This window comes from Bacteroides sp. AM44-19 (assembly GCF_003603395.1).
GTDB lineage: Bacteria > Bacteroidota > Bacteroidia > Bacteroidales > Bacteroidaceae > Bacteroides > Bacteroides uniformis.
This window is the reverse complement of sequence record NZ_QTNB01000022.1, coordinates 1-24,865: the sequence shown is the minus strand read 5'-3', so window position 1 is coordinate 24,865 and position 24,865 is coordinate 1. Positions and strand designations below refer to the sequence as shown.

The 24,865-nt window shown below is 47.2% G+C and carries 20 protein-coding genes and 1 tRNA gene; 8 read left to right on the top strand and 13 right to left on the bottom strand.

The window, feature by feature from the left end:
- Positions 1 to 18 precede the first annotated feature (18 nt).
- Positions 19 to 408 (top strand): MerR family transcriptional regulator, encoded by a 390-nt coding sequence (locus tag DW947_RS19360; protein WP_005824060.1) that lies wholly within the window; start codon positions 19 to 21, stop codon positions 406 to 408.
- A 17-nt stretch (positions 409 to 425) separates the two neighbouring features.
- Here the strand turns inward: DW947_RS19360 and DW947_RS19355 are convergent, their stop codons facing one another.
- The 7 genes from DW947_RS19355 to DW947_RS19325 form a co-directional block, all read right to left on the bottom strand.
- Complete coding sequence (locus DW947_RS19355) at positions 426 to 2,684, bottom strand: RelA/SpoT family protein (protein WP_005824059.1); 2,259 nt, start codon at positions 2,682 to 2,684, stop codon at positions 426 to 428.
- 76 nt (positions 2,685 to 2,760) lie between these two features.
- A complete protein-coding gene (locus tag DW947_RS19350) occupies positions 2,761 to 4,056 on the bottom strand; it encodes a lytic transglycosylase domain-containing protein (RefSeq protein WP_200998832.1) in 1,296 nt (431 codons plus the stop codon).
- A gap of 52 nt (positions 4,057 to 4,108) precedes the next feature.
- Entirely contained in the window at positions 4,109 to 4,888 is a 780-nt protein-coding gene (locus DW947_RS19345) for a DUF5683 domain-containing protein (protein WP_005824056.1), read from the bottom strand.
- The gene (locus tag DW947_RS19340) at positions 4,889 to 5,773 is read right to left on the bottom strand and encodes a ParB/RepB/Spo0J family partition protein (protein ID WP_005824054.1); all 885 of its coding nucleotides are present in this window, start codon (positions 5,771 to 5,773) and stop codon (positions 4,889 to 4,891) included.
- A 107-nt stretch (positions 5,774 to 5,880) separates the two neighbouring features.
- Positions 5,881 to 6,651: a ParA family protein gene (locus DW947_RS19335; RefSeq protein ID WP_008665665.1), complete on the bottom strand. Its 771-nt coding sequence runs from the start codon at positions 6,649 to 6,651 to the stop codon at positions 5,881 to 5,883.
- 421 nt (positions 6,652 to 7,072) lie between these two features.
- Entirely contained in the window at positions 7,073 to 7,546 is a 474-nt protein-coding gene (locus tag DW947_RS19330; protein ID WP_035450190.1) for a DUF456 domain-containing protein, read from the bottom strand.
- A gap of 45 nt (positions 7,547 to 7,591) precedes the next feature.
- Positions 7,592 to 9,028 (bottom strand): DUF1080 domain-containing protein, encoded by a 1,437-nt coding sequence (locus DW947_RS19325; protein WP_044467423.1) that lies wholly within the window; start codon positions 9,026 to 9,028, stop codon positions 7,592 to 7,594.
- A gap of 157 nt (positions 9,029 to 9,185) precedes the next feature.
- Between DW947_RS19325 and surE the strand changes: the two genes are divergently transcribed.
- The 3 genes from surE (at position 9,186) to DW947_RS19310 (ending at position 11,971) form a co-directional block, all read left to right on the top strand.
- Positions 9,186 to 9,950, top strand: a complete 765-nt coding sequence (gene surE, locus DW947_RS19320) for a 5'/3'-nucleotidase SurE (protein WP_117963709.1) — start codon at positions 9,186 to 9,188, stop codon at positions 9,948 to 9,950.
- Positions 9,951 to 9,974: 24 nt separating this feature from the next.
- A complete protein-coding gene (gene lpxB, locus DW947_RS19315; protein WP_016274136.1) occupies positions 9,975 to 11,123 on the top strand; it encodes a lipid-A-disaccharide synthase in 1,149 nt (382 codons plus the stop codon).
- Positions 11,124 to 11,221: 98 nt separating this feature from the next.
- On the top strand, positions 11,222 to 11,971 hold the full coding sequence (locus DW947_RS19310) for a NigD-like protein (protein WP_034529009.1): 750 nt from the start codon (positions 11,222 to 11,224) through the stop codon (positions 11,969 to 11,971).
- Positions 11,972 to 12,088: 117 nt separating this feature from the next.
- Here the strand turns inward: DW947_RS19310 and DW947_RS19305 are convergent, their stop codons facing one another.
- The 3 genes from DW947_RS19305 to rsfS are packed head-to-tail and all read right to left on the bottom strand — an operon-like array spanning position 12,089 to position 15,305.
- Positions 12,089 to 12,931 (bottom strand): phosphatidate cytidylyltransferase, encoded by an 843-nt coding sequence (locus DW947_RS19305; RefSeq protein ID WP_009037172.1) that lies wholly within the window; start codon positions 12,929 to 12,931, stop codon positions 12,089 to 12,091.
- The gene (gene ftsH, locus DW947_RS19300) at positions 12,921 to 14,936 is read right to left on the bottom strand and encodes an ATP-dependent zinc metalloprotease FtsH (RefSeq protein WP_016274133.1); all 2,016 of its coding nucleotides are present in this window, start codon (positions 14,934 to 14,936) and stop codon (positions 12,921 to 12,923) included. Before ftsH ends, DW947_RS19305 begins: the two co-directional genes overlap by 11 nt.
- Before the next feature lie 9 nt (positions 14,937 to 14,945).
- Positions 14,946 to 15,305, bottom strand: coding sequence for a ribosome silencing factor (gene rsfS / locus DW947_RS19295; RefSeq protein ID WP_005824036.1), 360 nt, complete (start codon positions 15,303 to 15,305; stop codon positions 14,946 to 14,948).
- Positions 15,306 to 15,522: 217 nt separating this feature from the next.
- On the opposite strand from rsfS, the gene DW947_RS19290 reads away from it, so the two are divergent.
- Together DW947_RS19290 and DW947_RS19285 are read left to right on the top strand one after the other, a co-directional pair.
- A tRNA-Gln gene (locus DW947_RS19290) sits at positions 15,523 to 15,593 on the top strand.
- Between the two features lie 182 nt (positions 15,594 to 15,775).
- Positions 15,776 to 16,954, top strand: a complete 1,179-nt coding sequence (locus tag DW947_RS19285; protein ID WP_005824030.1) for a phosphoribosylaminoimidazolecarboxamide formyltransferase — start codon at positions 15,776 to 15,778, stop codon at positions 16,952 to 16,954.
- A gap of 84 nt (positions 16,955 to 17,038) precedes the next feature.
- Here the strand turns inward: DW947_RS19285 and DW947_RS19280 are convergent, their stop codons facing one another.
- From DW947_RS19280 to rsmA, 3 genes are all read right to left on the bottom strand, one after another.
- A complete protein-coding gene (locus DW947_RS19280; protein ID WP_005835188.1) occupies positions 17,039 to 18,892 on the bottom strand; it encodes a DUF349 domain-containing protein in 1,854 nt (617 codons plus the stop codon).
- A 117-nt stretch (positions 18,893 to 19,009) separates the two neighbouring features.
- The gene (gene mgtE, locus DW947_RS19275; protein WP_005824027.1) at positions 19,010 to 20,356 is read right to left on the bottom strand and encodes a magnesium transporter; all 1,347 of its coding nucleotides are present in this window, start codon (positions 20,354 to 20,356) and stop codon (positions 19,010 to 19,012) included.
- 26 nt (positions 20,357 to 20,382) lie between these two features.
- Complete coding sequence (rsmA, locus tag DW947_RS19270; RefSeq protein ID WP_005824025.1) at positions 20,383 to 21,177, bottom strand: 16S rRNA (adenine(1518)-N(6)/adenine(1519)-N(6))-dimethyltransferase RsmA; 795 nt, start codon at positions 21,175 to 21,177, stop codon at positions 20,383 to 20,385.
- A 135-nt stretch (positions 21,178 to 21,312) separates the two neighbouring features.
- Between rsmA and DW947_RS19265 the strand changes: the two genes are divergently transcribed.
- Positions 21,313 to 22,299 (top strand): lysylphosphatidylglycerol synthase transmembrane domain-containing protein, encoded by a 987-nt coding sequence (locus DW947_RS19265; RefSeq protein ID WP_005824021.1) that lies wholly within the window; start codon positions 21,313 to 21,315, stop codon positions 22,297 to 22,299.
- Positions 22,300 to 22,669: 370 nt separating this feature from the next.
- The gene (locus DW947_RS19260) at positions 22,670 to 24,127 is read left to right on the top strand and encodes an aminoacyl-histidine dipeptidase (RefSeq protein ID WP_005835191.1); all 1,458 of its coding nucleotides are present in this window, start codon (positions 22,670 to 22,672) and stop codon (positions 24,125 to 24,127) included.
- Positions 24,128 to 24,865 lie beyond the last annotated feature (738 nt).

Genomic DNA, 24,865 nt, shown 5'->3' with positions numbered 1-24,865 from the left:
TAGAGAAAGGATTACATCATGCTGAATACAGATAAGAATTTAAAGTTATATTACTCCATCAGCGAGGTGGCTGCCATGTTCGATGTCAACGAATCACTGCTCCGTTTCTGGGAAAAGGAGTTTCCGCAACTCAATCCGAAGAAGGGGGGGCGGGGAATACGCCAGTACCGTAAGGAGGACATTGAGACAGTGAAACTTATCTATCATCTGGTGAAGGAGCGCGGAATGACCTTGCCCGGCGCCCGCCAACGGATGAAAGACAATAAAGAAGCTACGATACGTAACTTTGAAATCGTAGATCGCCTGAGAGCTATCCGCGAAGAACTGGTAGGCATGAAACTGGCATTGGATGAGTTTACTTACGAGGATGTGGAGAGCTTGAAGGAAAATATTCAAGGACTGAAGTAGAATAAATACCACTCCGTTTATTCCTCTACTCTCGTCACTTGTTTTATATTCTGTATCTGCTTCAGGTTATTGCAGATAGTGCGCACGTCGTCCACATCGTGTACATAGAGTTGTATCTTTCCTTCGAAGATACCATCGTTGGTTTCGATGGTCAGTTTACGGATATTCACGTTGAGCTGGCGGGAGATGACTTGAGTTACTTCGTTCAGCAATCCCATGCTGTCTATACCTTTTATATATATGGTGACGAGGAACGACAAATCCTTGTGAGTGTCCCACTCGGTGGCGATGATACGGTTTCCGTAGCTACTCTTAAGGCGGGTGGCAACGGGGCATTGGCGCTTGTGGATGACAACACGGTTTTGCTCGTCGATGTATCCCAGTACGTCGTCACCCGGAATGGGATGGCAACAGTCGGCCATAATATAGTTCTTTGAGATGGTCTCTTCCGTCAGCTTCAGAATCTGCTTAGTGTTGATTTTCTCTTGCGGTGTTTTCTCTTCCGGTTGTTCTTTGGCATCCTTGTTGTCCTTGTTACCGAAGGAGAAGGTCAGGAACTTCTTCCAGTTGCTGTTCTGCTTTTCCTTGAACACGTTCTTGTCGGCATCGCCCAGCACAACCCGTTTGTTGCCGATGGCAACGAGCAGCTCGTCGCGGGTGTGGAAGCCGTGCAGCCTGGTCAGCTTGTCCAGAGCAGCATCATCCATACGTATATCCTCGTTTTTGAAGAATTCGTTCAGTATGGTTTCACCTTCTTTCTGATAGGCTTTCGCCTCTTTGCGCAGGATGGCGGCAATCTTGGCGCGGGCGCGGGCAGTGGTGGCATACACTTCCCACTCCGGCTGTACGCGTTGCGATTTGGAGGTCAATATCTCTACCTGGTCACCGCTTTGCAGTTTGTGGCTTAGGGGAACCAGTTTGTGGTTTACCTTGGCGCCGATGCAGTGGCTGCCGATGTCGGTATGCAAGGAGAAGGCAAAGTCCAGTGCCGTAGAGTTCTGCGGCATGGTCTTGAGGTCGCCTTTCGGGGTGAAGACGAAAATTTCCGATGCGAACAAGTTCAGTTTGATGGTATCGAGAAAATCGATGGCGTCCGGTTGTGGGTCGTCCAGAATTTCCTTGATGGTACGCAACCATTTCTCCAGTTCGCCTTCATCTTCGCTGCCTCCGCCTTCTTTGTATTTCCAGTGGGCGGCAAAGCCTTGTTCGGCAACGTCATTCATGCGTTCACTGCGGATTTGTACTTCAATCCATTGCCCGTTGTTACCCATAAGGGTGACGTGCAGGGCTTGGTAGCCGTTGGCTTTGGGATGGCTCACCCAGTCGCGCAGGCGGTCAGGGTGGGGCTTGTATATCTTGGATATGGAGACGTAAATGTCGAAGCAGTCGTTTAGCTCTTCCTCTATATTGCGGGGCTCGAAGATGATGCGGACAGCAAGCAAATCATAGATTTCCTCGAAGGGGACATGCTTGGTCTGCATTTTGTTCCAGATGGAGTAGATGGACTTTACACGGGCAAGGATACGGTATTTCAGTCCCATTTTGTCCAGTTGCGCCCGTATCGGAGCGGTGAACTCATTGAATACCTTGTCGCGCTCCACGGCGGTGGCTTCCAGTTTCTCTTCTATCTCGTGGTACTCTTCCGGATGTTCGTACTTGAAGCTCAGGTTTTCCAGTTCTGTCTTGATTTTGTACAAGCCGAGGCGGTTGGCGAGCGGGGCATAAATATAGAGTGTTTCGCCTGCAATCTTGAACTGCTTGTTGGGCAGCATGGAGCCGAGTGTACGCATGTTATGCAGACGGTCGGCTATCTTGATGAGGATAACCCGGATATCGTCGGACATGGTGAGCAGCAGCTTCTTGAAGTTCTCTGCCTGCGCCGAGGCACGGTCGCCGAAGATACCGCCGGAAATCTTTGTCAGCCCGTCTACAATCTGGGCGATTTTGGGACCGAAGATGTTTTCAATATCCTCTACGGTGTAGTCGGTGTCCTCCACCACATCATGCAGCAATGCCGAGCATATGGAAGTAGACCCCAGTCCTATCTCATTACAGACAATCTTTGCCACAGCAATGGGGTGCATGATGTAGGGCTCGCCGGAACGACGCTTGATGCCCTTATGCGCCTGGTTGGCAAAGTTGAATGCTTTGGTTATTATTTCGACGCGCTTGCGGTGCTTGGTGGCCAAATAGTCGTTCAACAGTTCTTGGAATGCCTGTTCGATCATTTCCTCTTCGGCTTTTTCCTTTTCCTTCTGACTTATATTTTCTTCCATATACTGCTTTCTCCTTTCTTCACTTCACTTTTTGCAAAAATAAGCAATTTTCAACACCGGGCAAGCGTTTATGTCTTTATTTATAAATCTTCAAGCGCTTTCCTGCGGAGATTCTGGTACTGCGCAATCCATTCCAACTTTTTAACTGATTGACAGTGACACCGTATTTCCGTGCAATGCTGCCGAGATTCTCGCCACTGCGTATCTTGTGGTAGGTGACATTCCCCGTAGCGGTACTGCCTTTGCTGCTACGTGCCGTCGAGCGTGTATTGGAAACGGCCACGACTCTGCGGTTCTTGAACAGCTCGTTACTGCGGTGGGCATAGATGGTGTCTTGCTTGTCAATGAAGGCACTGATGTAGTTGATGGGGAGGCGTAGCGTCTGCGGCTTGCTCTCTCCGGGGATGATGCTTTTCTTGAATTGGGGATTCAGGCTCTTTATCTGGTCCAGGCTGATGCCGCATAGGTCGGAAATCTGCTCGAAATGAAGGTTACGGCTTACTTGCACCGTATCGGTTGCTTCCGGAATGTCGGTTTCCATGGGGCAGATGTTGTGCTTGCAGTAGTAGGTCATTACGTAGTTGGCGGCAATGAAGGCGGGCACGTAGCCGCGTGTCTCTTTGGGCAAATAGTTGTAGATTTCCCAATAATCGGTTTTCCCTCCCGAGCGGCGGATGGCTTTGTTGATGGTGCCCGGACCGCAGTTGTAGGCGGCAATCACCAGGTTCCAGTCTTTGTAAATGTCATACATGTCCTTCAGGTAGCGTGCTGCCGCCCAGGTCGCCTTTATCGGGTCACGGCGTTCGTCTACGAGGCTGTTGCTTTCCAGTCCGTATATCTTTCCGGTGGCGAGCATAAACTGCCATAGTCCGCAGGCTCCCGCGCGGGATACGGCAGAAGGGTTGAGAGCGGATTCTATGATGGGCAGGTATTTCAGCTCGAGCGGCAGGCCGTAGGCATCCAGCGCTTCTTCGAAGATGGGCATATAGAAGTTGCAGGCGCTCAGCATGAAGGCAACCTGGTTGCGCAGACGTCCGGCATACATGTCGATGAACTTGCGCACAATCTCGTTGTATGGCATTTCCATGACGGTCGGCATGCGCGACAACCGGTCTATGTATACAGAGTCACTGAACATCGGGTTTACGGTAGAGGTGCTGCAGTCTTTTCCCAAGTCTATGTAATTCTTGGCTTTCCAGTCATTGAGCAGGCTGTCCAGCGGATAGGTCATGCTTTTGGGCAGCTCGATGGATTCCTGGCGTTCCGTGCCGTTTTCGCGGATAAGCACTTCCACGCTTTCTTGCGCATGCATGGCCGGAGCGGTGAAGAGGGCGCAAAACAGAAGCGAGGAACCGAGAATAATTCTTTTCATATATATGGCCTTGTGTGTCATTAGGTAATAATTTATGCTTTAATTTTCGTTTTTAGAATCGGAAACTGCATTGCACGCCGACGTTCTTATTAGAGGAACCAGTCATCTGGCTGTTGATTATGGCAGGTTCCACTTTCATGCTGAGGTCGGGGGTGATGTCAAAGTTGGACAGCTCTGCGTCTACGTATGCGTCGACAACGGACAGCAGGTATACACCGATAAAGGCGAAGATGCTCAAGTCGCGGTATCGTCGGAAGGTATCCTTACGCTTCCGTAGTGTCTCCGTCAGCTGGCTTTCGGTATAGTTATAGTTGGGAGGCAGCAAGTCGGTAATGGTACTGGAGTTGAAATTACCATTTACGGCATCTTTGTAGGCGGCCGAATAGTCCTTGTACATCTTGCTGTTCCATGTAAGGGCATAGGCACAACCGGCAAATCCTCCATAGAAGATGGGCAGTTTCCAATACTTGCGGTTGTAAATTTGTCCACCGCCGGGAATGACGAGGGCAAGCCAGGTGGCTTTTGTGGGATTAGGTACCCACCTTTTGGGGTCGATGGCCTTTTGCAGACTGTCTGTAGGCACGGGCTGTTCCTTCAGGTCGGGGCTGGCAGTCATTTCCAGCATCTTCCGCTTGTTTTCGGCTGCAAGACTGTCGGCAACAGTGAGGCTGTCCCGGTTCACCACGGTGTTGAGTGTATCGGTCTGATGCCGCTGCGCACGCTTGGAAGCGGCACGTGGACGGTCTTGACCATACATAGCAATCCCTGCCATCTGTAAAAAACAGAGCAGCAGGGCAATGGCTAACTGATATATTCTTCCTTTTTTCCTCATTTATTTCTTCAGCGTATCAAGAATGCCGATGATACGTTCCAATTCTTCTTCGTTATTGAACGGGATACTGATTTTACCTTTTCCTTTCTCCGAGCAGGTTAGCTGCACCTTGGTACTGAAAAAGCCCGAGAGCTGTTGTTTCAGCATATTGAATTCTTCGGGCAGTTTGGCGCGCTTGGGGGCAATCTTACGACCACCGCTCTTCACGCTTTCGCCTTCACTCAGTGACTTTACGATTTCTTCCACTTTGCGTACGGAATACCCGTGCTCCAGGATTTCTTCGAAAATCTTCACTTGCAGTTTGGGATCGCCAAGCGTTACCAAAGCGCGGGCATGTCCCATGTCTATCTGCTTGTTCTGCAGTCCCATCTGGACGGGGGCGGGCAGTTTGAGCAGGCGCAGGTAGTTGGCAATGGTGGTACGCTTCTTACCTACGCGTTCGCTGAGGCGTTCCTGCGTCAGTCCGTATTGTTCCAACAGATGCTGGTAAGCGAGGGCTATTTCTACGGAGTTCAAGTCTTCGCGCTGTATGTTTTCGATGAGCGCCATTTCCATGACGTTCTCGTCATCTGCAGTGCGGATATAGGCAGGGATGCTTGTCAGTCCGGCAAGCTGCGAAGCACGGAAACGACGCTCGCCGGCGATAATCTGGTATTCGTCGTCGCTAAGCTTGCGCAGGGTGATGGGCTGTATGATGCCGATTTCGGAGATGGAATCGGCTAACTCCTGCAACGCAACCGGGTCGAATTCATGACGGGGCTGGTTGGGATTGACCGTAATCTTCGACAGCTCTATCTCATTGATAGAGGAGGAGCCTTCGGTCTTTACTTCATCCATGGAGAAGAGGGCGTCTAGCCCGCGTCCTAATGCATTTCTTTGTGCCATCTGTTTATTTACTATTTGACGATTTACAATTTAACCATACGGGATGATTTGTTTGTGCATTGTAAATATGGTATTTATCACTAATCATTAATCACTAACCACTATAATCACTTCTTTTCGTTTCTGCTTATCAATTCCTTGGCAAGTGCCATGTGGTTTTTGGCTCCGGTTGAGTCTGCGTCATAGAGAATGGTGGGCAGGCCGTAGCTGGGAGCTTCGCTCAGTTTCACATTGCGCTGGATGACGGTGTTGAATACCAATTCCTGGAAGTGGCGTTTCACTTCATCGTAAATCTGGTTGGCCTGGCGCAGACGCGAGTCGTACATCGTCAGCAGGAAGCCTTCGATTTCGAGGGCAGGGTTCAGCTTGGACTTGATGATTTTAATGGTATTCAGCAATTTGCTGATGCCTTCCAGTGCAAAATATTCCGCTTGTACGGGGATGATTACCGAATCGGCGGCAGTCAGTGCGTTGACCGTAATCAGACCCAAAGACGGGGAACAGTCTATCAAGATATAATCAAACTCATTCTTCAGCGGAGCGAGTACTTCTTTCAGTATCTTTTCGCGGTTTTTCAGATTGAGCATCTCTATTTCGGCACCTACCAGATTGATGTGGGAGGAGATTACCTTCAGTGTGTCTATCTCCGTGTCATGAAGGGCCTCGCGTACGTCTGCACGGTCAATAATGCACTCGTAGATAGTACATTCCGACTGCTTGATGTCCACACCCAATCCTGAGGAGGCATTGGCCTGCGGGTCGGCATCTACAACGAGCACTTTCTTTTCAAGCGTGGCGAGTGAGGCTGCGAGGTTGATTGTCGTCGTAGTCTTGCCTACACCACCCTTTTGGTTAGCCATAGCAATTATTTTTCCCATAATCTCAATATTTATTGGCAGCGAAATAAGTGATAATTCCGGATAGCGCCTACAAATTTGGAGAAAGATTGCAAAAACGGTTGATAAGTCGGCTGTTTTGTTAATAACTCACAGACGTTTACCGCTGTTTTTCTTCTTGTAAATTGCGCGTAAAGCGTTCTTTCTCTGTTTAGTGGGCAAATATACGTATTTATCTTGAAATGAAGCTGATTTTTTGTCTCGCTTGCAGAAGATTAAGATTTGTAAACCAATGGAAGACATTGGCTTGGACTATTCTCTCTACTTGCATGAGATGTACATCTCGTGTTGTTTGAAACGTGCATCTCATGTTGCTCGAGATGTACATCTCATGCAGATGGACTACCGTGTGGAAGATGGTCGGGGGATAAGTTGTTCCCGGGCAGAAGGAGAGGAGCTGGTGTCAGACCAAGGCTTTGACGAACTCCCAGCAGAAGTACGCACTCATCACACATTTCACTACTGTGCCCAGCAAGAATCCAAGCAGCGAGCCCAGCCCCGATTTCAAGGCCTGGTCTGTCTTGCTGCCTCCCATCAGTTCGCCGGCAAAGGCTCCGAGAAAGGGGCCGAGGATGATGCCCCAAGGCATGAAGAACAACCCTACGATGGTGCCTATGAGGCAGCCGCGCGTTCCCCACCGACTGCCTCCGCTGTATTTGCTGCCCAGCATCGGGACGAAATAATCCAGTATCTGTACAAGGACGACTGCTGCCAGCCATAAAAGTAACTGCGTGGTGGAAAACTGCGCCTTGTCCGTGAAATGTAGAAGCAACAAGCCTGCATAGGCTACGGGCGGTCCCGGAATCATAGGCAGGATGCAGCCTGCCAATCCGACAATCAGGCAGAGGATGCCCAAGATGATGAGAAGAATGTCCATAGGTGTATCGTTTCTGTTGGTGAAGATGACAGCGGTTGTTCCCTGCTACTCGAATCGGTTGTATATGACAATGGGGCGGGAGCGGCGTGTGCTCATCGACGGGAACCATATATCGTCGGCTGTGAGGCCACATTGCTTGATGGCTTCGGCGCAGTATTCCAGTCGTCCGAAGTCGGCATCGACATTGTTTGTACCGAATGTGAATTTGATTCCACGTGCTTTGGCGCGACGGATAATCTCGAAACTGGGAATCCGGTAGCGTGCATTGATTTCCAGAGCGATTCCATGTTGTTGCAATACATCCAATACGCGTTCAATGCGTCCGTCCGTCCAGTACTTGTCGTAATCATGCGCCATAGTATCGGGCAAGAAGGTAGGGTTGGCATAAATGTCGGCAGGCTCGTTGGTCAGAATAAGGACTGTTTGGTCGACAAGGTGGTCCATATACTGTTCAAGCGTAATGTCATCAAAGAGTGCTTCTTCGGCCCGGTAGATGCGCGAATTACGTCCCTTGTGGTCTATGATGGTCATGGCGTCGGTAAACAGGTAATCGAAAATCCCCAAGGCTTCCTGCGAGAAAGTTGCCGTCCATTTGCGTCCCTCACCTTGTACACCGCACAGGAATGGCATCCCTTTTACTTCATTAAAATAGTCGTACACTTCTTTGTCATCGGCCAGCATACGTCCTACGCCTCCTTCTCCAGCATTGGGGGCGACACCATAGTTGATACCGTAATTCATGGACATGGCGTGTGCCATTTCCTTCGTCAGCCCTCCTTTCAAGTGAACGTGATAGTCTATAACTGGGAAATCGTGCTGCTGTAGCCTGATTATCTCATCCGTGCGCTCGTCTACCGGAGCAAGCGTGTCGGCTTCGTTGCGTGCCTCCTTGGCAAGCTGTTCGATGGCGAGATTCCGGAATGACACTTCGCCGTGTATGCCTTGCAGGGCAATGGAACCTTGACTCAGCAGTTGCCGGGCGTGCTCCTCTGTGCGATATGGGTGTCCGGGTTCGGTATAACAAACAACTTCGGTCCCGTTAATGCAGACAATGATGTTTTGTCCGCGTACGGTTATCTCGAAGTCAAACCATTCTCCATCTTTTGCGAGTGAGCGATAGAGGTTGCGCACCGAGGCGAGTGAGCCGCTCTTGCGTGTGCCGTCGATGTCTCCGTTACGGAATATCACTTCATAACCGGACTCGCCGTCCGTATGAAAGAGGAGGCCTGCTTCGGAGCCGGGTTGTGTGAGGGCTTCTCCGGTGAGTCGGAAATTTTGGTATTCTTTGTCGTTGAAGAGCTTCCGGCCTTCTGCAATGACCGGGTCTGCCGTGTGAAGCGTAGATGTCCCGTCATTCCATTGGTCAAGTGGCTCGGGAGAACTGCTCCTGCCACAGCTTGTCAGGGTTGTTAGAAACAGAATAATTGCGGCAGCTGCCGTCTCGATGCGTGCAGCAATGGTAGAATGGCAAAAAGTGTTCATTATAGCATGGATTTTATGAATGATTATATTCCAACTATTGTCGGTACAAAGTTAGCCTTTTCTGAAAATATCTTTGAATACAAAAGAATTATTATCTTTGTAGTATTCTGTTTAAAGCCTTTTTAGCTACTTTTGCACGATAATAAAAAAGAAAGTTATGGAAAATCAGAGACCTTTGATATTGATTTCCAATGATGACGGCATCATTGCGAAAGGTATTAGCGAGTTAATCAAATTCCTCCGTCCGCTGGGCGAGATTGTGGTAATGGCGCCGGATGCACCCCGCTCTGGAAGTGCGTGTGCGCTGACTGTAACGGAACCTATCCACTACCAGTTGGTCCGTAAGGATGTTGGGCTGACGGTATACAAGTGTTCCGGTACGCCGACCGATTGTGTGAAGCTGGCTTTTCATACGGTGCTCGACCGCAAGCCCGACTTGGTGGTAGGCGGCATCAACCACGGCGACAATTCTTCTGTAAACCTGCATTATTCCGGTACGATGGGCGTTGTGATAGAGGGATGCCTGAAAGGAGTGCCTTCCATCGGATTCTCCCTTTGCAACCATGAGCCGAACGCTGATTTTGAGCCCGCAGGTCCTTACATCCGCGAGATAGCCCGGCTGGTATTGGAGAAAGGACTCCCTCCGTTGACATGCCTCAATGTCAACTTCCCCGATACCAAAGAATTGAAGGGTGTGAAGATTTGCGAACAAACCAAGGGGCAATGGAGTAATGAATGGGAAAACTTTGCCCATAGAGGAGATGCCCATTACTACTGGCTGACCGGCGAGTTTGAGAACAACGATGCCGAAAATGAGAAGAATGACCATTGGGCGCTTGATAACGGTTATGTGGCAATCACCCCGACCACGGTGGATGCAACGGCATACGGCTTGATTGATGAACTGAAAGCATGGTTCTGAATTAATTGACAATTATCAATTGATATGAAGTATTACTTGATTGTCGGTGAAGCTTCCGGCGACCTGCATGCCTCCCATCTGATGGCTGCATTGAAGGAGGAGGACTCGCAAGCGGAGTTCCGTTTCTTCGGAGGTGACCTCATGGCTGCAGTGGGCGGTGTGATGGTGAAGCATTACAAAGAGTTGGCGTATATGGGGTTCATTCCCGTATTGCTGCATCTGCGCACCATCTTTGCCAATATGAAGCGCTGCAAGGAGGATATTGTTGCGTGGCAGCCGGATGTGCTGATTTTGGTGGACTATCCGGGCTTTAATCTGGATATAGCCAAGTTTGTCCATGCCAACACAAGGATTCCTGTCTTTTATTATATTTCTCCCAAGATTTGGGCATGGAAGGAATACCGCATCAAGAATATTAAACGGGATGTGGATGAGCTGTTCTCCATCCTACCGTTCGAGGTGGAGTTTTTTGAAGGGAAGCACGGGTATCCGATACATTATGTCGGCAATCCGACAGTGGATGAAGTGACGGCTTTTCTTGCTTCCAGCTCAGAGACATTCGACGACTTTGTCCGGGCAAACGGACTTTCGGCCAAACCCGTTATTGCTCTGCTGGCTGGTAGCCGCAAGCAGGAAATCAAGGACAATCTGCCCGACATGCTTCGTGCGGCAGCTTCTTTTCCCGATTATCAACTGGTGCTGGCCGGTGCTCCGGGTATTTCCCCCGAGTATTACAAACGTTATGTGGGTGGGGTGGACGTGAAGATTATCTTCAACAAGACATTCCCTTTGTTGAGGCAGGCAGAGGCTGCACTGGTCACTTCGGGGACGGCAACGCTGGAAACAGCTCTGTTTCGTGTGCCGCAAGCGGTATGTTACCATACTCCGATAGGGAAGGTTATCGCTTTCCTGAAACGGCATATACTGAAAGTGAAGTACATTTCCCTGGTCAATCTCATAGCCAACCGGGAGGTGGTGAAAGAGCTGGTTGCAGATACCATGACGGTAGAGCAGGTACGCTCGGAGCTGAACCGCATTTTGTACGATAAGGAATACCGCCGTCAGATGCTCGAGGGATATGAGTATATGGCATCCCGTCTGGGAGAGGCAGGGGCACCCAAACATGCTGCCCGCAAGATGGTGGCATTGTTGAGGAGGAGCAGGGAGGAATAGTCGAAAAATTAAGAATTTGTTAAAATGGGGAAAGCCGGTGCAGTAAATGCCCGGCTTTTGTATTTTCTATACAGAAACAAATGAAAAGAACTTTGATTATGAAAAAGCTACATTGGTTATTTATGGCAATATGTTTGGCAGTGATGCCCGCTTTGCAATCATGTGATGATAACGACGGATATTCTTTGGGTAATTTTACCCCGCCTTTGTGGGCTACTGTGCGTGTTACGGGAAATGCCTTTTATTTAAACTGCGATGTCTGGGGGACACTCTGGCCGGTAAATACGGACATTGGGTGGTATGATGCTGTGGATGGGCAGCGTGTGATTACCGTGTTCAATCCTTTGTGGGACAACTATGCAGGATATGACCATGCTGTGAAGCTGCTGCGTCTGCAGAACGTCTTGACGAAAGAGGTGGAGATGCTGATTCCCGAAACCGAAGAGGAATTCGGTAATGACCCCGTGCTTATATATAAAGGTGATATTACCATCAGTGGTGGCTATATGAACATTTTTTTCATGCAGAACCTGCCATCTTCGACTGATAATAAACACCGCATCAGCCTGGTGCGTCCGCAAGAAGATGATGCTTTGTATGGCGAAGATGGATATGTCCATTTGGAACTCCGCTATAACGACTATGATGACTTGACGGGACGTCGTAGTCCTGGTGCTGTCTCCTATAACTTGAACAGTCTGGACATCCCTTCTGAAACCAAAGGCATCAAGTTGAAACTCAATTCAGAAGAGAATGGAGAGGTGGAAGTAACCTTTGATTTGAAAACTGCGGGGAGTAATGAAAAGCTGACTACTAATGTGGATTTGTCCAATATGCAGTTGAAGTAAGAAAGAGTTTGCGAGAGTATATAGTTAGAAAGAGCACCCGGGATTTTGATGTTATTCATCTTGCCCGGGTGCTCTTTTTATATTTGTTTTATGTAAGTTTGGTCATGTGAGTCGTCGTTAGAACATCGTCAAGGCATATAGATAAACAACTGCTGCAGGAATTGCCATCAGTGCACTGTCGAAACGGTCGAGCATCCCTCCATGCCCCGGCAGAATGTTACCGGAATCCTTGATGCCCAATTGGCGTTTCATGAGTGATTCGGTCAGATCGCCCCAAGTGCCGAAAATGACGACAACGATTGCCAGACCTACCCATTGCCATCCTGGCATAAAAGGAAAGAAATGTGCAAAGCCAAGAGAGGAAGCGATGGAGAATATTCCGCCGCCGATGCTGCCCTCCCAGGATTTTTTAGGTGAGATGCGTTCGAACAGACGGTGTTTGCCTATCAGCGAACCTACGCAATAGGCACCTGTATCGCTCAACCAGATAAATACGAAAATGGAAAGCGGTAGAATAGGGTTGTAGGTCACACTGCCCGTTTCCGGGGAATTCTGAAAAGCAAGTACGTTCAGCAGGGCAAAGGGGAGTGCCACGTACAATTGGCTTAGCATGGAGTAGGCCCAGTTACCCGTCGGATTCTTTTTCTTGAGGTAAAGTTCCGTAATCATCATGTAGAGCAATAGTCCCAAATAAGGAAGGAATACCCGTGCTCCTACAGACTGCTGGGTACAGAAACTCATCAATGCAAGGAAAAGGTAGGCTCCCCCCAATGCAGTGATGGTCTTGTTTATGCTTACTTCGCCGCTCTTGCTGACTAATTGGGCAAACTCATGTACGCTCAGTGCGCTGATAATGGTGAACAGTATACCGAACGAAAGGGGGCTGTAAAGAATACAGCCCACCAATACTATGACGAATAACACGCCGGTAACGGCACGTTGGATAAAGTTATTTTTCATGCTTTTCTTCTTCTTCCTTAACTTCCTTTTCTGCTTCTATGGCTTTTTGCTCTTCTTCTTGCTCCGCTTTTTTCAGCTCGGCAGCAGTCTTGTTTGCACTGATTTCTTCCGAACGGGAAGCCCATGGACGTTTCCCAAAGATGTGTTCAACGTCTTCGGCAAAGATTACTTCTTTGTCAATCAGCAGTTGTGCCAGCCGGTTGTGCCCTTCTTGGTTTTCGGACAATATTTTCTTGGCACGTTCGTACTGTTCGTTGACCATCTGCTTCACTTCTTCGTCAATCAGTTCCGCAGTCTTTTCGCTATACGGGCGGTTGAAGGAATATTCCTCATTATTATAGTAACAGAGGTTGGGGAGTTTTTCGCTCATACCCAGATAGGCAATCATACCGTACGCCTGCTTGGTCACGCGTTCCAAGTCATTCATGGCTCCGGTGGATATTCTACCTAAGAATAGGTCTTCGGCAGCACGTCCTCCCAAGGTGGCACACATCTCATCGAGCATCTGTTCCTTAGTGGTGATTTGCCGTTCTTCCGGCAGATACCAAGCCGCGCCCAAAGCGCGTCCACGGGGTACAATGGTTACTTTAATCAGTGGATTGGCGTATTCCAGTAACCAGGAGATACTGGCATGGCCGGCTTCGTGTATGGCAATGGAACGGCGTTCGGCCTCGGTAGTGATTTTGGTTTTCTTTTCCAACCCACCCACAATGCGGTCTACAGCGTCCAGGAAGTCTTGCTTTCCGACAAACTTTTTGCCGTGGCGGGCGGCTATCAAAGCTGCTTCGTTACATACATTGGCAATGTCTGCCCCCGAGAATCCGGGAGTCTGGCGTGCCAGAAGGTCTACATCCACACTATTGTCTATCTTGATGGGGCGCAGGTGTACACCGAATACTTCCTTACGCTCATTAAGGTCGGGTAGGTCTACATGTATCTGGCGGTCAAAACGTCCGGCGCGCAGCAATGCCTTATCCAAAACGTCCACGCGGTTGGTGGCGGCCAAGATGATAACACCACTATTGGAGCCGAAACCGTCCATCTCGGTCAGTAACTGGTTCAATGTGTTCTCGCGCTCGTCGTTGCCACCCATAGCGGCTGCTTTGGCACGGGCACGCCCTACAGCGTCAATCTCGTCGATGAACACGATACAAGGCGCTTTTTCCTTTGCTTGGCGGAACAAATCGCGGACACGGGAAGCTCCCACGCCGACAAACATTTCCACAAAGTCGGAACCTGCCAAAGAGAAGAAAGGTACGTTGGCTTCTCCGGCCACGGCCTTTGCAAGCAGGGTCTTTCCGGTTCCCGGAGGGCCTACCAGCAAGGCGCCCTTGGGTATCTTACCTCCCAAATCGGTATATTTCTGGGGCTCTTTCAAGAACTCGACAATTTCTTCTACCTCTTGCTTGGCTTCAGCAAGTCCTGCCACATCCTTGAATGTAATCTTGATGGGGGAACCTTTTTCAAACAATTGGGCCTTGGACTTTCCTACGCTGAAGATGCCTCCACCTCCGCCCATGCCTCCACCACCGCTCATGCGGCGGGACATGAAAATCCAGAAACCGATAAGGAATGCAAAGGGGAGAATCTGCCACAAAATGGCACCGAAGTAGTTCCGCTTTTTTTCGTAGTTAATGGAGCCGTCAAAGTGGGCGTCGTCTCTTTCCTTTTGCAGGAAATTACCTAGGCTCTCGCGTGAGGGGGCCTCGGTCGTAATAAGCGGATTCTTGCCTACGCGGCTGGAGTCCTGACGAAATACGTTTCCTACGTGCTGGGGTTTGACGTATGCTTCGACGGAATTGTCGTCGTAGCCGATGACTTTGCTTATATAACCGTCTCGTACATATTGCTGGAATTCATCATAAGAGATGTTTTTAGTTGCCGTACCACTTTCATTGGTCAGGTACAACCCCAGCAACATCATCGCTATAATCATATACAGCCAGTTCAGGTTGAACTTGGGCATATTCACTTTATTGGGTTTCTTGTTGGTATTATTGTCCATACGTTTTGATTAATCGAGGTCAGGAATTTGAGTTAATTTGGCGTCTGCCCATAGGTGCTCCAGATTGTAGAATTCCCTTGTTTCAGGCAGGAAGACATGCACCAATATGTCCGAGTAGTCCATAGCTACCCATTCGGCATTGCGCAGCCCGTCTACGGCAAAGGGCTTGGTATCGGCACCCTTGCGTGTGAAGTCCCTGATGGATTCTACAATGGCTGTCACTTGGCTGGGAGAGTTTCCTTGGCAGATGACGAAATAATTGCATATTGTATCGTCGATTTTTGTCAGATCTGCGATGACGATTTTTTTTCCTTTTTTATCTTGAATACCTTCTGTTATCTGTTGAATCAGTTTCTTCGTTTCGTTCATTATACATTATTATATTAAAACAGTTGACAAATATACGTTGATTTCTCATATCAAACACGCAAAAGAGGAAAACTCTTTCAATTTTTGATTTTTTTTAGTTATATAATCCTTTGGATTACGGTATCTTATCAGTTTTTTGCGAAAAAAATACTTGTTTTTGTTTTGATTTATAGAAATCTTTGTATCTTTGCAACCGCAAAACGGAAATAATAACAATTGGGCTATGGTGTAATGGTAACACTACAGATTCTGGTCCTGTCATTCCTGGTTCGAATCCAGGTAGCCCAACGAACTTACCTTATTTAAGTCAAAAAACCACTAAAATCGCAAGTTTTAGTGGTTTTTTGTTGCTTTTCGACCATGTACGAAAATTTCAGTGTAGGCATTCGGTGGCAAATTCAGTGACAAGGCTTCTGTAAGCCGGAAATATTCTGTAAATTTGTAGCATTTCAACATTAAAGCAGAATTTTATGGCAAAAGAATTAGCACTGAAGTACGGCTGTAACCCTAACCAGAAGCCGGCTCGCATTTTCATGCAGGAGGGGGAGTTACCTATTGAGGTTTTGAATGGACGTCCGGGGTATATTAATTTTATGGATGCCTTGAATGGATGGCAGTTGGTAAAGGAACTGAAAGAGGCGACCGGTATGCCTGCTGCAACTTCATTCAAACACGTCAGTCCGGCGGGTGCCGCCATCGGCTTGGAACTCAACGAGACAATGAAGAAGATTTATTTTGTGGATAATCTTCCGCTCTCTCCGCTTGCTTGCGCATATGTGCGTGCCCGCGGTGCCGACCGTATGTCTTCCTATGGTGACTTTATCGCTTTGAGTGATGTGTGCGACGAGGCTACTGCACGTTTTATTAACCGCGAGGTCTCGGATGGCGTTATTGCTCCGGGGTATACGGACGAAGCACTGGCTATCTTGAGGGAAAAGCGTAAAGGAACTTACAATGTGATTCAGATAAGTCCCGGCTATAAGCCTGCCCCGATTGAACATAAGGATGTCTTTGGTATCACGTTTGAGCAGGGACGTAATGAGATAAAGCTGAATGGAGATGAACTCTTTGCGAATATTCCTACTCGGAATAAGAATTTCCCGGAAGCAGCGAAACGTGATTTGATGATAGCCCTTATCACTTTGAAATATACGCAGTCGAATTCTGTATGCTATGTGAAGGACGGTCAGGCTATCGGTATTGGTGCCGGCCAGCAGAGCCGTATCCACTGTACTCGCTTGGCGGGCAACAAGGCCGACATTTGGTATTTACGCCAGCATCCGAAGGTGTTGAATTTGCCATGGGTAGAGAAAATCCGCCGTGCCGACCGTGATAATACGATTGATGTCTATATCAGTGAAGACCATGACGATGTGCTGGCTAACGGTGTTTGGCAGCAGTTCTTTACGGAGAAACCTGAAGTGCTGACCCGTGAAGAAAAACGGGCTTGGTTGGATACATTGAAAGGTGTTTCTTTGGGTTCGGATGCATTCTTCCCTTTTGGAGACAATATTGAGCGTGCCCATAAGAGTGGAGTAGATTACATTGCCCAAGCGGGTGGTTCTGTACGCGATGACCATGTGATTGAAACTTGCGATAAATATGGCATTGCCATGTCGTTCACGGGTATCCGTCTGTTCCATCATTGATAAGGGGTATAAAAGTAGGCCCGCCCCCACGGCTGCATAGCTGTAGGGGCGGGTTCCTTTTTTATTAAGTCTTATCTTGTTACGTTATCCTTGGTTTTTGATGTTCTCGTCCACCACTTTTATCTTTTCTTTCACAAGCTCGATGTCTGCTTTCAGCTTTTCCACCTTGCGGTTGATTTCTGTCAGCAGACTATTTCCCTTCTTGGAAGAAGTGGTCAGGAAGCCGAGATTGTTTTCATATGTCTGGAGCTCGTTCTTCATATTGTCGAAGGCACGTACCAGCTTCTCACGTTCCCGGTAAAGGGCTTGTGGACTACCTTCCTGAATGGAGCTGATAGTCGACTTGAAATTGCTTAGCTTCTTGTTGGAGGCACTGATGTTGAAGCGTTCAAACAATTTGTCTATCTGACTATGGTATTGCTTATAGATTCGGTCTTTCTCTTTGAAAGGTACATGTCCTACGCCGTTCCATTCTTTCATGAGGTCGCGTACCAGTTGGGTAGCTTCCTCCGTATCCATTTGGTCATCGATAGCATTCAGTTTCTCGATGATGTTTTTTTTCTTTTCCAGATTTTCCTGCTCTACGCTGCGCTGTGAAGAAGTGGCTTTGTTCTTTTGTTCGAAGAAGTAGTCACAAGCGGAGATGAAACGTTTCCATACGGCATCCGAATATTTCTTTGCTACCGGACCGATGGTTTTCCATTCTTTCTGAAGTTTGGTCAGTTCATCGGCAGTTACTTTCCAGTCGGTACTGTCCTTAAGAGCTTCTGCTTTTTCGCACAAGGCACGCTTCTTTTCCAGGTTTTCGTTCATACCTTCCTTCAGGGTCTTGAAGAACTCTCCCTTTTTACGGAAGAACTCGTCGCACGCTTTGCGGAAACGTTCGAAAATCTTCACGTTCATTTTTTGCGGAGCGAAACCGATGGTCTTCCATTTGTTTTGAAGTGCGATGACTTCTTGCGTTTTGCTCTCCCAAGAAGCAAAGTTTGTCAGTTCTTTGTAGTCGATGGCTTCTATGATTTCGCAAATTACGGTCTTTTGGTCAAGATTGTGTTGTTCCACTTCCTTCAACGCTTCGAAATGTTGCTGGTGACGTCGATTTACGGTTGTAGAGGCAGCTTTGAAACGTGCCCAGATTTCGTCGCGTAGTTCCTTGGCTACCGGCCCTGTATCACGAAATTCTTGATGTAGCTTCTGTAACTGATGGAAAGCTGAAACTACATCCGCTTCATCCGCCAGCTTTTCGGCAGCTTCACAGAGATGTGTCTTGATTTCCAAATTCTTCTTGAAATCGTATTCGCGGAATTCATTGTTCAGTTTCAGAAGGTCATAGAATTTCTCAACATACAATTGGTAGTTTTTCCAAAGCTCGTTGACCTTAGCTTGCGGAACGAGTTTAACTTCGTTCCATTGCTGCTGTAGTTTCTTGAACTCCGTATAGCTCTTGTTGGCGTCATCTGGAGATTCAACCAGCTCCTTCAGCTCTTCGATGATGGAAAGCTTTACCTGCAGGTTCATTTCCTTCTGCTTCTCCAGTTCGGCTGTGAGTGCGCTTCTTTTTTCTTTGATGACGGACATGATATTCTTGAACTCTTCTTCCACACTGTCTGTTTGTGGAACAAAGTTCTCCGCGGCGCCTCCGTTTTCAATGAACAGTTTTCTGGCCGCTTCCTGCTCAGCATTGTGCAGCTTGTAGAAAGATTGCTTCAAACCGTCTATTTCAGGTTTTGCCACGTTCTCCACGTCTGCAACCACCTCTTTGAGTTTGGCAAGTATTTCCTCTTTCGTGAGCTTCTGAACTGGCTCTACCGGCTTTTCCGAAACGATTTCTTCAGCGGGAGTTTCTGTTGTTGCCGGTTCAGAAACCTCTGCTGCCTTCTTTTCTTCTTCTAATTCCACCGGCTTTTCGGGGAGATTAGTGTCATGAGTGTCCGTCATTGTATTTACTTTTTTAGAAACGGGTTCCTCCCGTTCGGGTTACATTAGGCTACAAATTAATGAAATAAAATGATTACTTCATACAATTTGCCTTGATTTTTTTCTATTTTCTTGTTTTTATGACAGTAAGACAGTGATACCCATGTACAGCATCATGCCTATAATGTCATTGGTAATGGAGATAAACGGGCCGGTGGCAATGGCCGGGTCAACCTTCAGTTTCTCTAAAGTCATGGGGACTAGCGTTCCGAAGATGGAGGCGAACATGACGACTGCAAAGAGGCTGATGGAGACGGAATAAGTGACCGTAGCCGTAGCTCCGAACCGGATAAAATTATAGATGTATACCAGCAGGGAGATGATGGTGGCATTGATGACCGCCACTACTGCTTCCTTGGCTACCTGCTTGAAGGTGTCTTTGGCATCCAGTGAGCTGTTGGCAAGGCCTTGCACGATGATGGCAGACGACTGGGTTCCCACGTTTCCCCCCGTACCACCAATCAACGGAATATAAAGGGCCATTTCCGGATGGGCGGCGAAAGTCGTGTCGAAGTTACCCAATATCATGGAGTTGCCTATACCACCTAACATACCGATAAGTAACCATGGAAGGCGGGCAGAAGTCTGGCGCATGACATTATCGTCCGTTTCTACATCTTGGGACAAACCGGATGCCAACTGGTAATCACGTTCCGACTGTTCGCGGACTTCGTCCATGACGTCGTCTACGGTAATCTGGCCTACCAGACGCCCGATACTGTCTACAACAGGAGCTGCCACCAAGTCATACTTTTCGATGATTTGTACCACTTCGTCAATGGGGGTATCTACATGGACGGAGATAGGATCTTTCCGCATCACATGCTTTACCTTGGAGACAGAAGGGGAAGTTATCATTTTCTTCAATGGGAATACCCCTTGCAGACGGTCTTCGTCGTCGATGACGTATACGTAGTAAATTTCATCCAGCTTTTCAGCTTGCAGGCGCATTTCCTTCAGGCACTCCGGCATACTCCAGTTTTCATTGACAGTCACCATTTCCGTACCCATCAAACCACCGGCAGTGTCTTCATCATATTTCAGCAGGTCAACGATGTCACCGGCTTGTTCTATATCTTCGATGTGCGAAAGTACTTCCTCCTGCTTGTCTTCATCAAGTTCGCGCATCAGGTCTACGGCATCGTCCGTGTCCATATAATCCACGAAACGCTTGGCAATGGTCTCCGAAGGAAGAAGTTCCAGGAATTCTTTCCGGATGTCTTCGTCCATTTCAACCAGTACGTCCGCTGCCGTTTCGTTGTCAAGGAGGCGGTAAACGAAGCGGGCTTCCTCCAAGCCGAGGTCATTGCACAGTTCTGCAATATCCGCCGGGTGAAGATCGGTCAAAAGTGTTTTGACGTTTTCCGCGTCTTTCTGTTCTATCAGGCTTTTGACTTTGTCTATGTATTCTTCGTCTATTTCCATGATTGTTCGTGTTTAATCACTAGCCATTAATCATTAATCGTTCTCAATGCCTGTTCCACTTGGTTGGTCAGCTGAATAAATTCCTGTACGGACAGTTGTTCCGGGCGTTTATTAAATAATACGTCCTCCGTCAGTGGACAGTCTTTGCCGAGTATCGGTTTTATGGAGTTCCGCAGAGTCTTGCGTCGTTGGTTGAACGTGGTTTTCACTACTTGCTTGAACAATTTCTCGTCGCAGCCTAAATCGTGCGTTTCATTGCGCATCATGCAGATGACGGCACTTTTAACTTTTGGGGGCGGGTTGAAGACATGTTCGTGTACCGTAAACAAGTACTCCACTTTGTACCATGCTTGTATCAGTACACTTAGGATTCCGTATGTCTTGCTGCCCGGCCCGGCGGCTATGCGCTCGGCTACTTCCTTTTGTATCATACCCGTACAGCAGGGAATCAGATCCTTATATTCCAGCATTTTGAAGAATATCTGGCTGGAGATATTATAAGGATAGTTTCCCGTCAGCACAAAAGGTTGCCCGCCAAACAACCGTTGCAGGTTCATTTTGAGGAAGTCGTCCTCAATAATGTTGTCTTCCAGTTGCGGATAGGCTTCCCGTAGGTAGGCCACTGACTCGTAGTCCAGTTCTACTACTTTGACGTTGCGTTCTTTGGGCAGAAGAAACTGGGTCAGTACTCCCATTCCCGGACCAACTTCGAGGATGGGAATTTCGGGACAGACATCTACCGTGTCGGCAATGTCTTGTGCCACTTTCAGGTCTTTCAGGAAGTGTTGCCCGAGAAACTTTTTAGGTTTAACTACTCTCATGTATCAACTAAATCATTACTTTTGCTCCGTAAACGTAGGCTGTAGTGTGAACAACAACCTATCTTTACACGGAGCAAAGGTAGTTCTTTTCAATGAAGAATGAAGAATGAAGAATGAAGAATTTGGGAATATCGTATGAATAAGCTGCTAAAAAAGACGTTGAAAATCATCTTACCCATTTTATTGGGTGGTTTTATCCTCTATTGGGTATATCGTGATTTTGACTTTTCAAAGGCAGAAGAAGTTCTCCTTCATCAGACGAACTGGTGGTGGATGTTGTTGTCCTTGTTCTTCGGTGTGATGAGCCATGTGTTACGAGGCTGGCGTTGGAAGCAGACTTTGGAGCCGCTGGATGCTCATCCCAAAACAAGCGATTGCGTTGATGCCATTTTTGTATCTTATGCCACCAATCTGGTACTGCCCCGTGTGGGAGAGGTTTCGCGTTGTGGAGTACTTGCCAAATATGATAATGTTTCCTTTGCAAAGTCCCTGGGGACGGTGGTGACGGAGCGGTTGGTAGATACGCTTTGCATTCTGCTGATTACGGGGATTACTTTTTTGGCGCAGATGCCTGTCTTTTTCCGTTTTTTCGAGGAGACGGGCACCAAGATTCCTTCGCTGGTGCATCTTGTGACTTCCCCTTGGTTTTATGTGGCTCTTTTTTCTATTATTGGTGTTTTGGTACTTCTCTATTTTCTGTTGCGTATGCTTTCTTTTTTTGAAAAGGTAAAGGGAGTAGTCTTGAATATATGGGAAGGTGTGATGTCGCTTAAGAATGTGAAGAATGTGCCTTTGTTTGTTCTTTACACTTTACTTATTTGGCTATGCTATTTCTATCATTTCTATATAACTTTCTATTGCTTCCAGTTTACGGAGCACCTTAGTTTCCTTGCCGGGCTGGTGATGTTTGTCGGCGGAACGTTTGCAGTCATTGTTCCCACGCCCAACGGGGCAGGACCCTGGCACTTTGCTGTCATCACTATGATGATGCTTTATGGGGTAAATGCTACGGATGCGGGTATATTTGCTCTGATAGTGCATGGCATACAGACGTTGCTGGTGATAGTGTTAGGCATCTACGGGTCGTTGCACCTGGCATTGGCGAATAGGGCAAAGAAATAGACGTTTCTTGTGGTGGGTTCCTATATTGTCACTTCTTGTGTTAGAGGACAGAGACAGTACTTATAGAGAGTACTCCTTTAAAAGTACTGTAATACTTCTTTGCAAGTACTTCAGTACTTCCTTATAAGTACTGAAGCCTAAAGGTTGTTGGAAGATTGGTTTCTTTAAACGATATTGTTGCTTGGATATAGAAGTGGGAGAAATTCCTAAATATGGTAGCTATATTAGGTGCAGATGTTCTATCGCAATATGTGAAGATGTAAAAGCCATGTTTAAGATAGCTGATGATTTAGTACTTTAGAAAAATCCCGGTTTATTGTACTTTCCGGGAATAAACCGTTATATTTGCGAAAACTAACTTTTTAGAATTATGAGTACAATCTTACAGTTAGCTCCACAGAATGTATGGAAGCACTTTTATTCACTGACCCAGATTCCCCGTCCGTCAGGACATATGGAGAAGATTACCAAATTCCTTATTGATTTTGGAAAAGGCTTGGGGTTGGAATCATTTGTCGACGAGGTCGGCAATGTTATTATTCGTAAGCCTGCCACTCCGGGTATGGAAAATCGCAAAGGCATCATCCTTCAGGCGCATATGGACATGGTGCCTCAGAAGAACAACGATACTATTCACGATTTTACAACAGATCCCATTGAAACCTATGTTGAGGGTGATTGGGTGAAAGCCAAAGGAACCACGCTGGGAGCAGATAATGGTTTGGGAGTAGCTGCCATTATGGCGGTGCTCGAAGATAATAACTTGAAGCATGGCCCATTGGAAGCTCTGATAACCAAGGATGAAGAAACGGGAATGTATGGTGCATTCGGTTTGAAACCCGGAACTATGCAAGGGGAAATTCTGCTGAACCTTGATTCTGAGGACGAAGGCGAACTCTATATCGGCTGTGCCGGTGGTCTTGATATTACTGCTACTTTGGAATATAAGGAGGAGACGCCTATGGCCGATTTCGTTGCTCGTAAGATTACGCTGAAAGGTTTGCGTGGCGGTCACTCCGGTTTGGAAATCAATGAAGGGCGCGGTAATGCCAATAAATTGCTGGCACGCATCGTACATGATTTGCTGATTGAGTTTGACTCCCAGCTGGCAAGTTTTGAAGGTGGTAATATGCGTAATGCTATCCCTCGCGAAGCACATGCAGTATTGGTGTTCAATCTTGAGGATATGGACGGTTTGGAAGATTATATGAAGGAATACGAGGCACAACTGAATGACGAATATGCTCCGATTGAAAGTGGTATTACCCTGAGTATAGAAGAGGTAACTCTACCCACTGCCGTTGTTCCTTCAGAAATCCAGGATAATATGATTAACGTGTTGATGGCTTGCCAGAATGGTGTGATGCGTATGATTCCTACTGTTCCCGATACTGTAGAAACTTCCTCCAATTTGGCTATCGTAATCATTGCAGACGGTAAGGCCGAAGTTCGTATTTTGGCGCGTAGTTCTTGCGATACGATGAAGGATTTCCTGGCAGACAGCCTGACAGCTTGTTTCGCTATGGCAGGTATGAAGGTGGAATTGAGTGGTGGCTATTCCGGATGGCAGCCTAATGTGGATTCTCCTATACTGCATGCCATGAAGCTGTCCTATAAGCAGCAGTTTGGTGTGGAACCTGCCGTGAAGGTTATTCACGCAGGTCTGGAATGCGGTATTATTGGTGCCAATTGTCCAGGACTCGATATGATTTCTTTCGGTCCCACTTTGCGTTCTCCGCATTCACCGGACGAGCGTGCGTTAATTCCTACTGTTTCCAAGTTCTATGATTTCTTGGTGGCTACATTGGAGCAGACTCCTGAAAAGTAGAGAATACTTTATGTAATGAATAGGGGCAGGGTGCTTTATTAAGTATCCTGCCTTTTTTGTCTGTGACAGTTTGTCCCCTTTCTGCCAGAATGTCCCAGACTTATTACAATGGTATGTCAATATCCTTGCACTTTCTCCCTAAAAATTGACCTAAGTCAAGAAATGTGTTATAAAACATGTTTTCTATCCGTTTTTTGCTTGTTATCTTGAACAAAGGCTCTATTTTTGTGTTGTAAAACATGAAAACAATAGAAAACTAGTAGATTTTTTAAGGATAACAAGATTGATTTTAGGAGGATAACAAAATGAAAATGTTAAAGAGTTTTTTTAAGCATGTCGGCGAAGCCGATAAGAACATTTGGGGTTACGTAATGCTTTAAGCATTCCCCCCCTTTCGTGAAGTATTGAATTTTAGTTTTCAGGTATTAGTTTAATTTTTTAAGATTATGAAAAAGAAGATTGCAAATTCATTTAAGCACATTCTTACCGCAGCTGGTAAGAATTGGATGGAGGCAATGAGATATTATAGCCTCCAAATGTGAGTACACTAGCATTTAAGTATAGCACAAGGGATATGTTTGCAAACATATCCCTTGTTTTTTTGTAGGAGTAGAATAAGATTTTTTATGTCCAAAAGTACATTTGTTTGAACTTTATTCACTTCCTTTGTTATTAATACAAAGACTCACTAGTGTCCACTAAAAATTTTTTGGTCACTAGTCGGTTAAAAATTAAATA

Excerpts from the sequence above, each read along its gene's own strand:
- DW947_RS19360 (WP_005824060.1), top strand. The coding sequence starts at position 19 with ATGCTGAATACAGATAAGAATTTAAAGTTATATTACTCCATCAGCGAG.
- DW947_RS19355 (WP_005824059.1), bottom strand. The coding sequence starts at position 2,684 with ATGGAAGAAAATATAAGTCAGAAGGAAAAGGAAAAAGCCGAAGAGGAA.
- DW947_RS19350 (WP_200998832.1), bottom strand. The coding sequence starts at position 4,056 with ATGAAAAGAATTATTCTCGGTTCCTCGCTTCTGTTTTGCGCCCTCTTC.
- DW947_RS19345 (WP_005824056.1), bottom strand. The coding sequence starts at position 4,888 with ATGAGGAAAAAAGGAAGAATATATCAGTTAGCCATTGCCCTGCTGCTC.
- DW947_RS19340 (WP_005824054.1), bottom strand. The coding sequence starts at position 5,773 with ATGGCACAAAGAAATGCATTAGGACGCGGGCTAGACGCCCTCTTCTCC.
- DW947_RS19335 (WP_008665665.1), bottom strand. The coding sequence starts at position 6,651 with ATGGGAAAAATAATTGCTATGGCTAACCAAAAGGGTGGTGTAGGCAAG.
- DW947_RS19330 (WP_035450190.1), bottom strand. The coding sequence starts at position 7,546 with ATGGACATTCTTCTCATCATCTTGGGCATCCTCTGCCTGATTGTCGGA.
- DW947_RS19325 (WP_044467423.1), bottom strand. The coding sequence starts at position 9,028 with ATGAACACTTTTTGCCATTCTACCATTGCTGCACGCATCGAGACGGCA.
- surE (WP_117963709.1), top strand. The coding sequence starts at position 9,186 with ATGGAAAATCAGAGACCTTTGATATTGATTTCCAATGATGACGGCATC.
- lpxB (WP_016274136.1), top strand. The coding sequence starts at position 9,975 with ATGAAGTATTACTTGATTGTCGGTGAAGCTTCCGGCGACCTGCATGCC.
- DW947_RS19310 (WP_034529009.1), top strand. The coding sequence starts at position 11,222 with ATGAAAAAGCTACATTGGTTATTTATGGCAATATGTTTGGCAGTGATG.
- DW947_RS19305 (WP_009037172.1), bottom strand. The coding sequence starts at position 12,931 with ATGAAAAATAACTTTATCCAACGTGCCGTTACCGGCGTGTTATTCGTC.
- ftsH (WP_016274133.1), bottom strand. The coding sequence starts at position 14,936 with ATGGACAATAATACCAACAAGAAACCCAATAAAGTGAATATGCCCAAG.
- rsfS (WP_005824036.1), bottom strand. The coding sequence starts at position 15,305 with ATGAACGAAACGAAGAAACTGATTCAACAGATAACAGAAGGTATTCAA.
- DW947_RS19285 (WP_005824030.1), top strand. The coding sequence starts at position 15,776 with ATGGCAAAAGAATTAGCACTGAAGTACGGCTGTAACCCTAACCAGAAG.
- DW947_RS19280 (WP_005835188.1), bottom strand. The coding sequence starts at position 18,892 with ATGACGGACACTCATGACACTAATCTCCCCGAAAAGCCGGTGGAATTA.
- mgtE (WP_005824027.1), bottom strand. The coding sequence starts at position 20,356 with ATGGAAATAGACGAAGAATACATAGACAAAGTCAAAAGCCTGATAGAA.
- rsmA (WP_005824025.1), bottom strand. The coding sequence starts at position 21,177 with ATGAGAGTAGTTAAACCTAAAAAGTTTCTCGGGCAACACTTCCTGAAA.
- DW947_RS19265 (WP_005824021.1), top strand. The coding sequence starts at position 21,313 with ATGAATAAGCTGCTAAAAAAGACGTTGAAAATCATCTTACCCATTTTA.
- DW947_RS19260 (WP_005835191.1), top strand. The coding sequence starts at position 22,670 with ATGAGTACAATCTTACAGTTAGCTCCACAGAATGTATGGAAGCACTTT.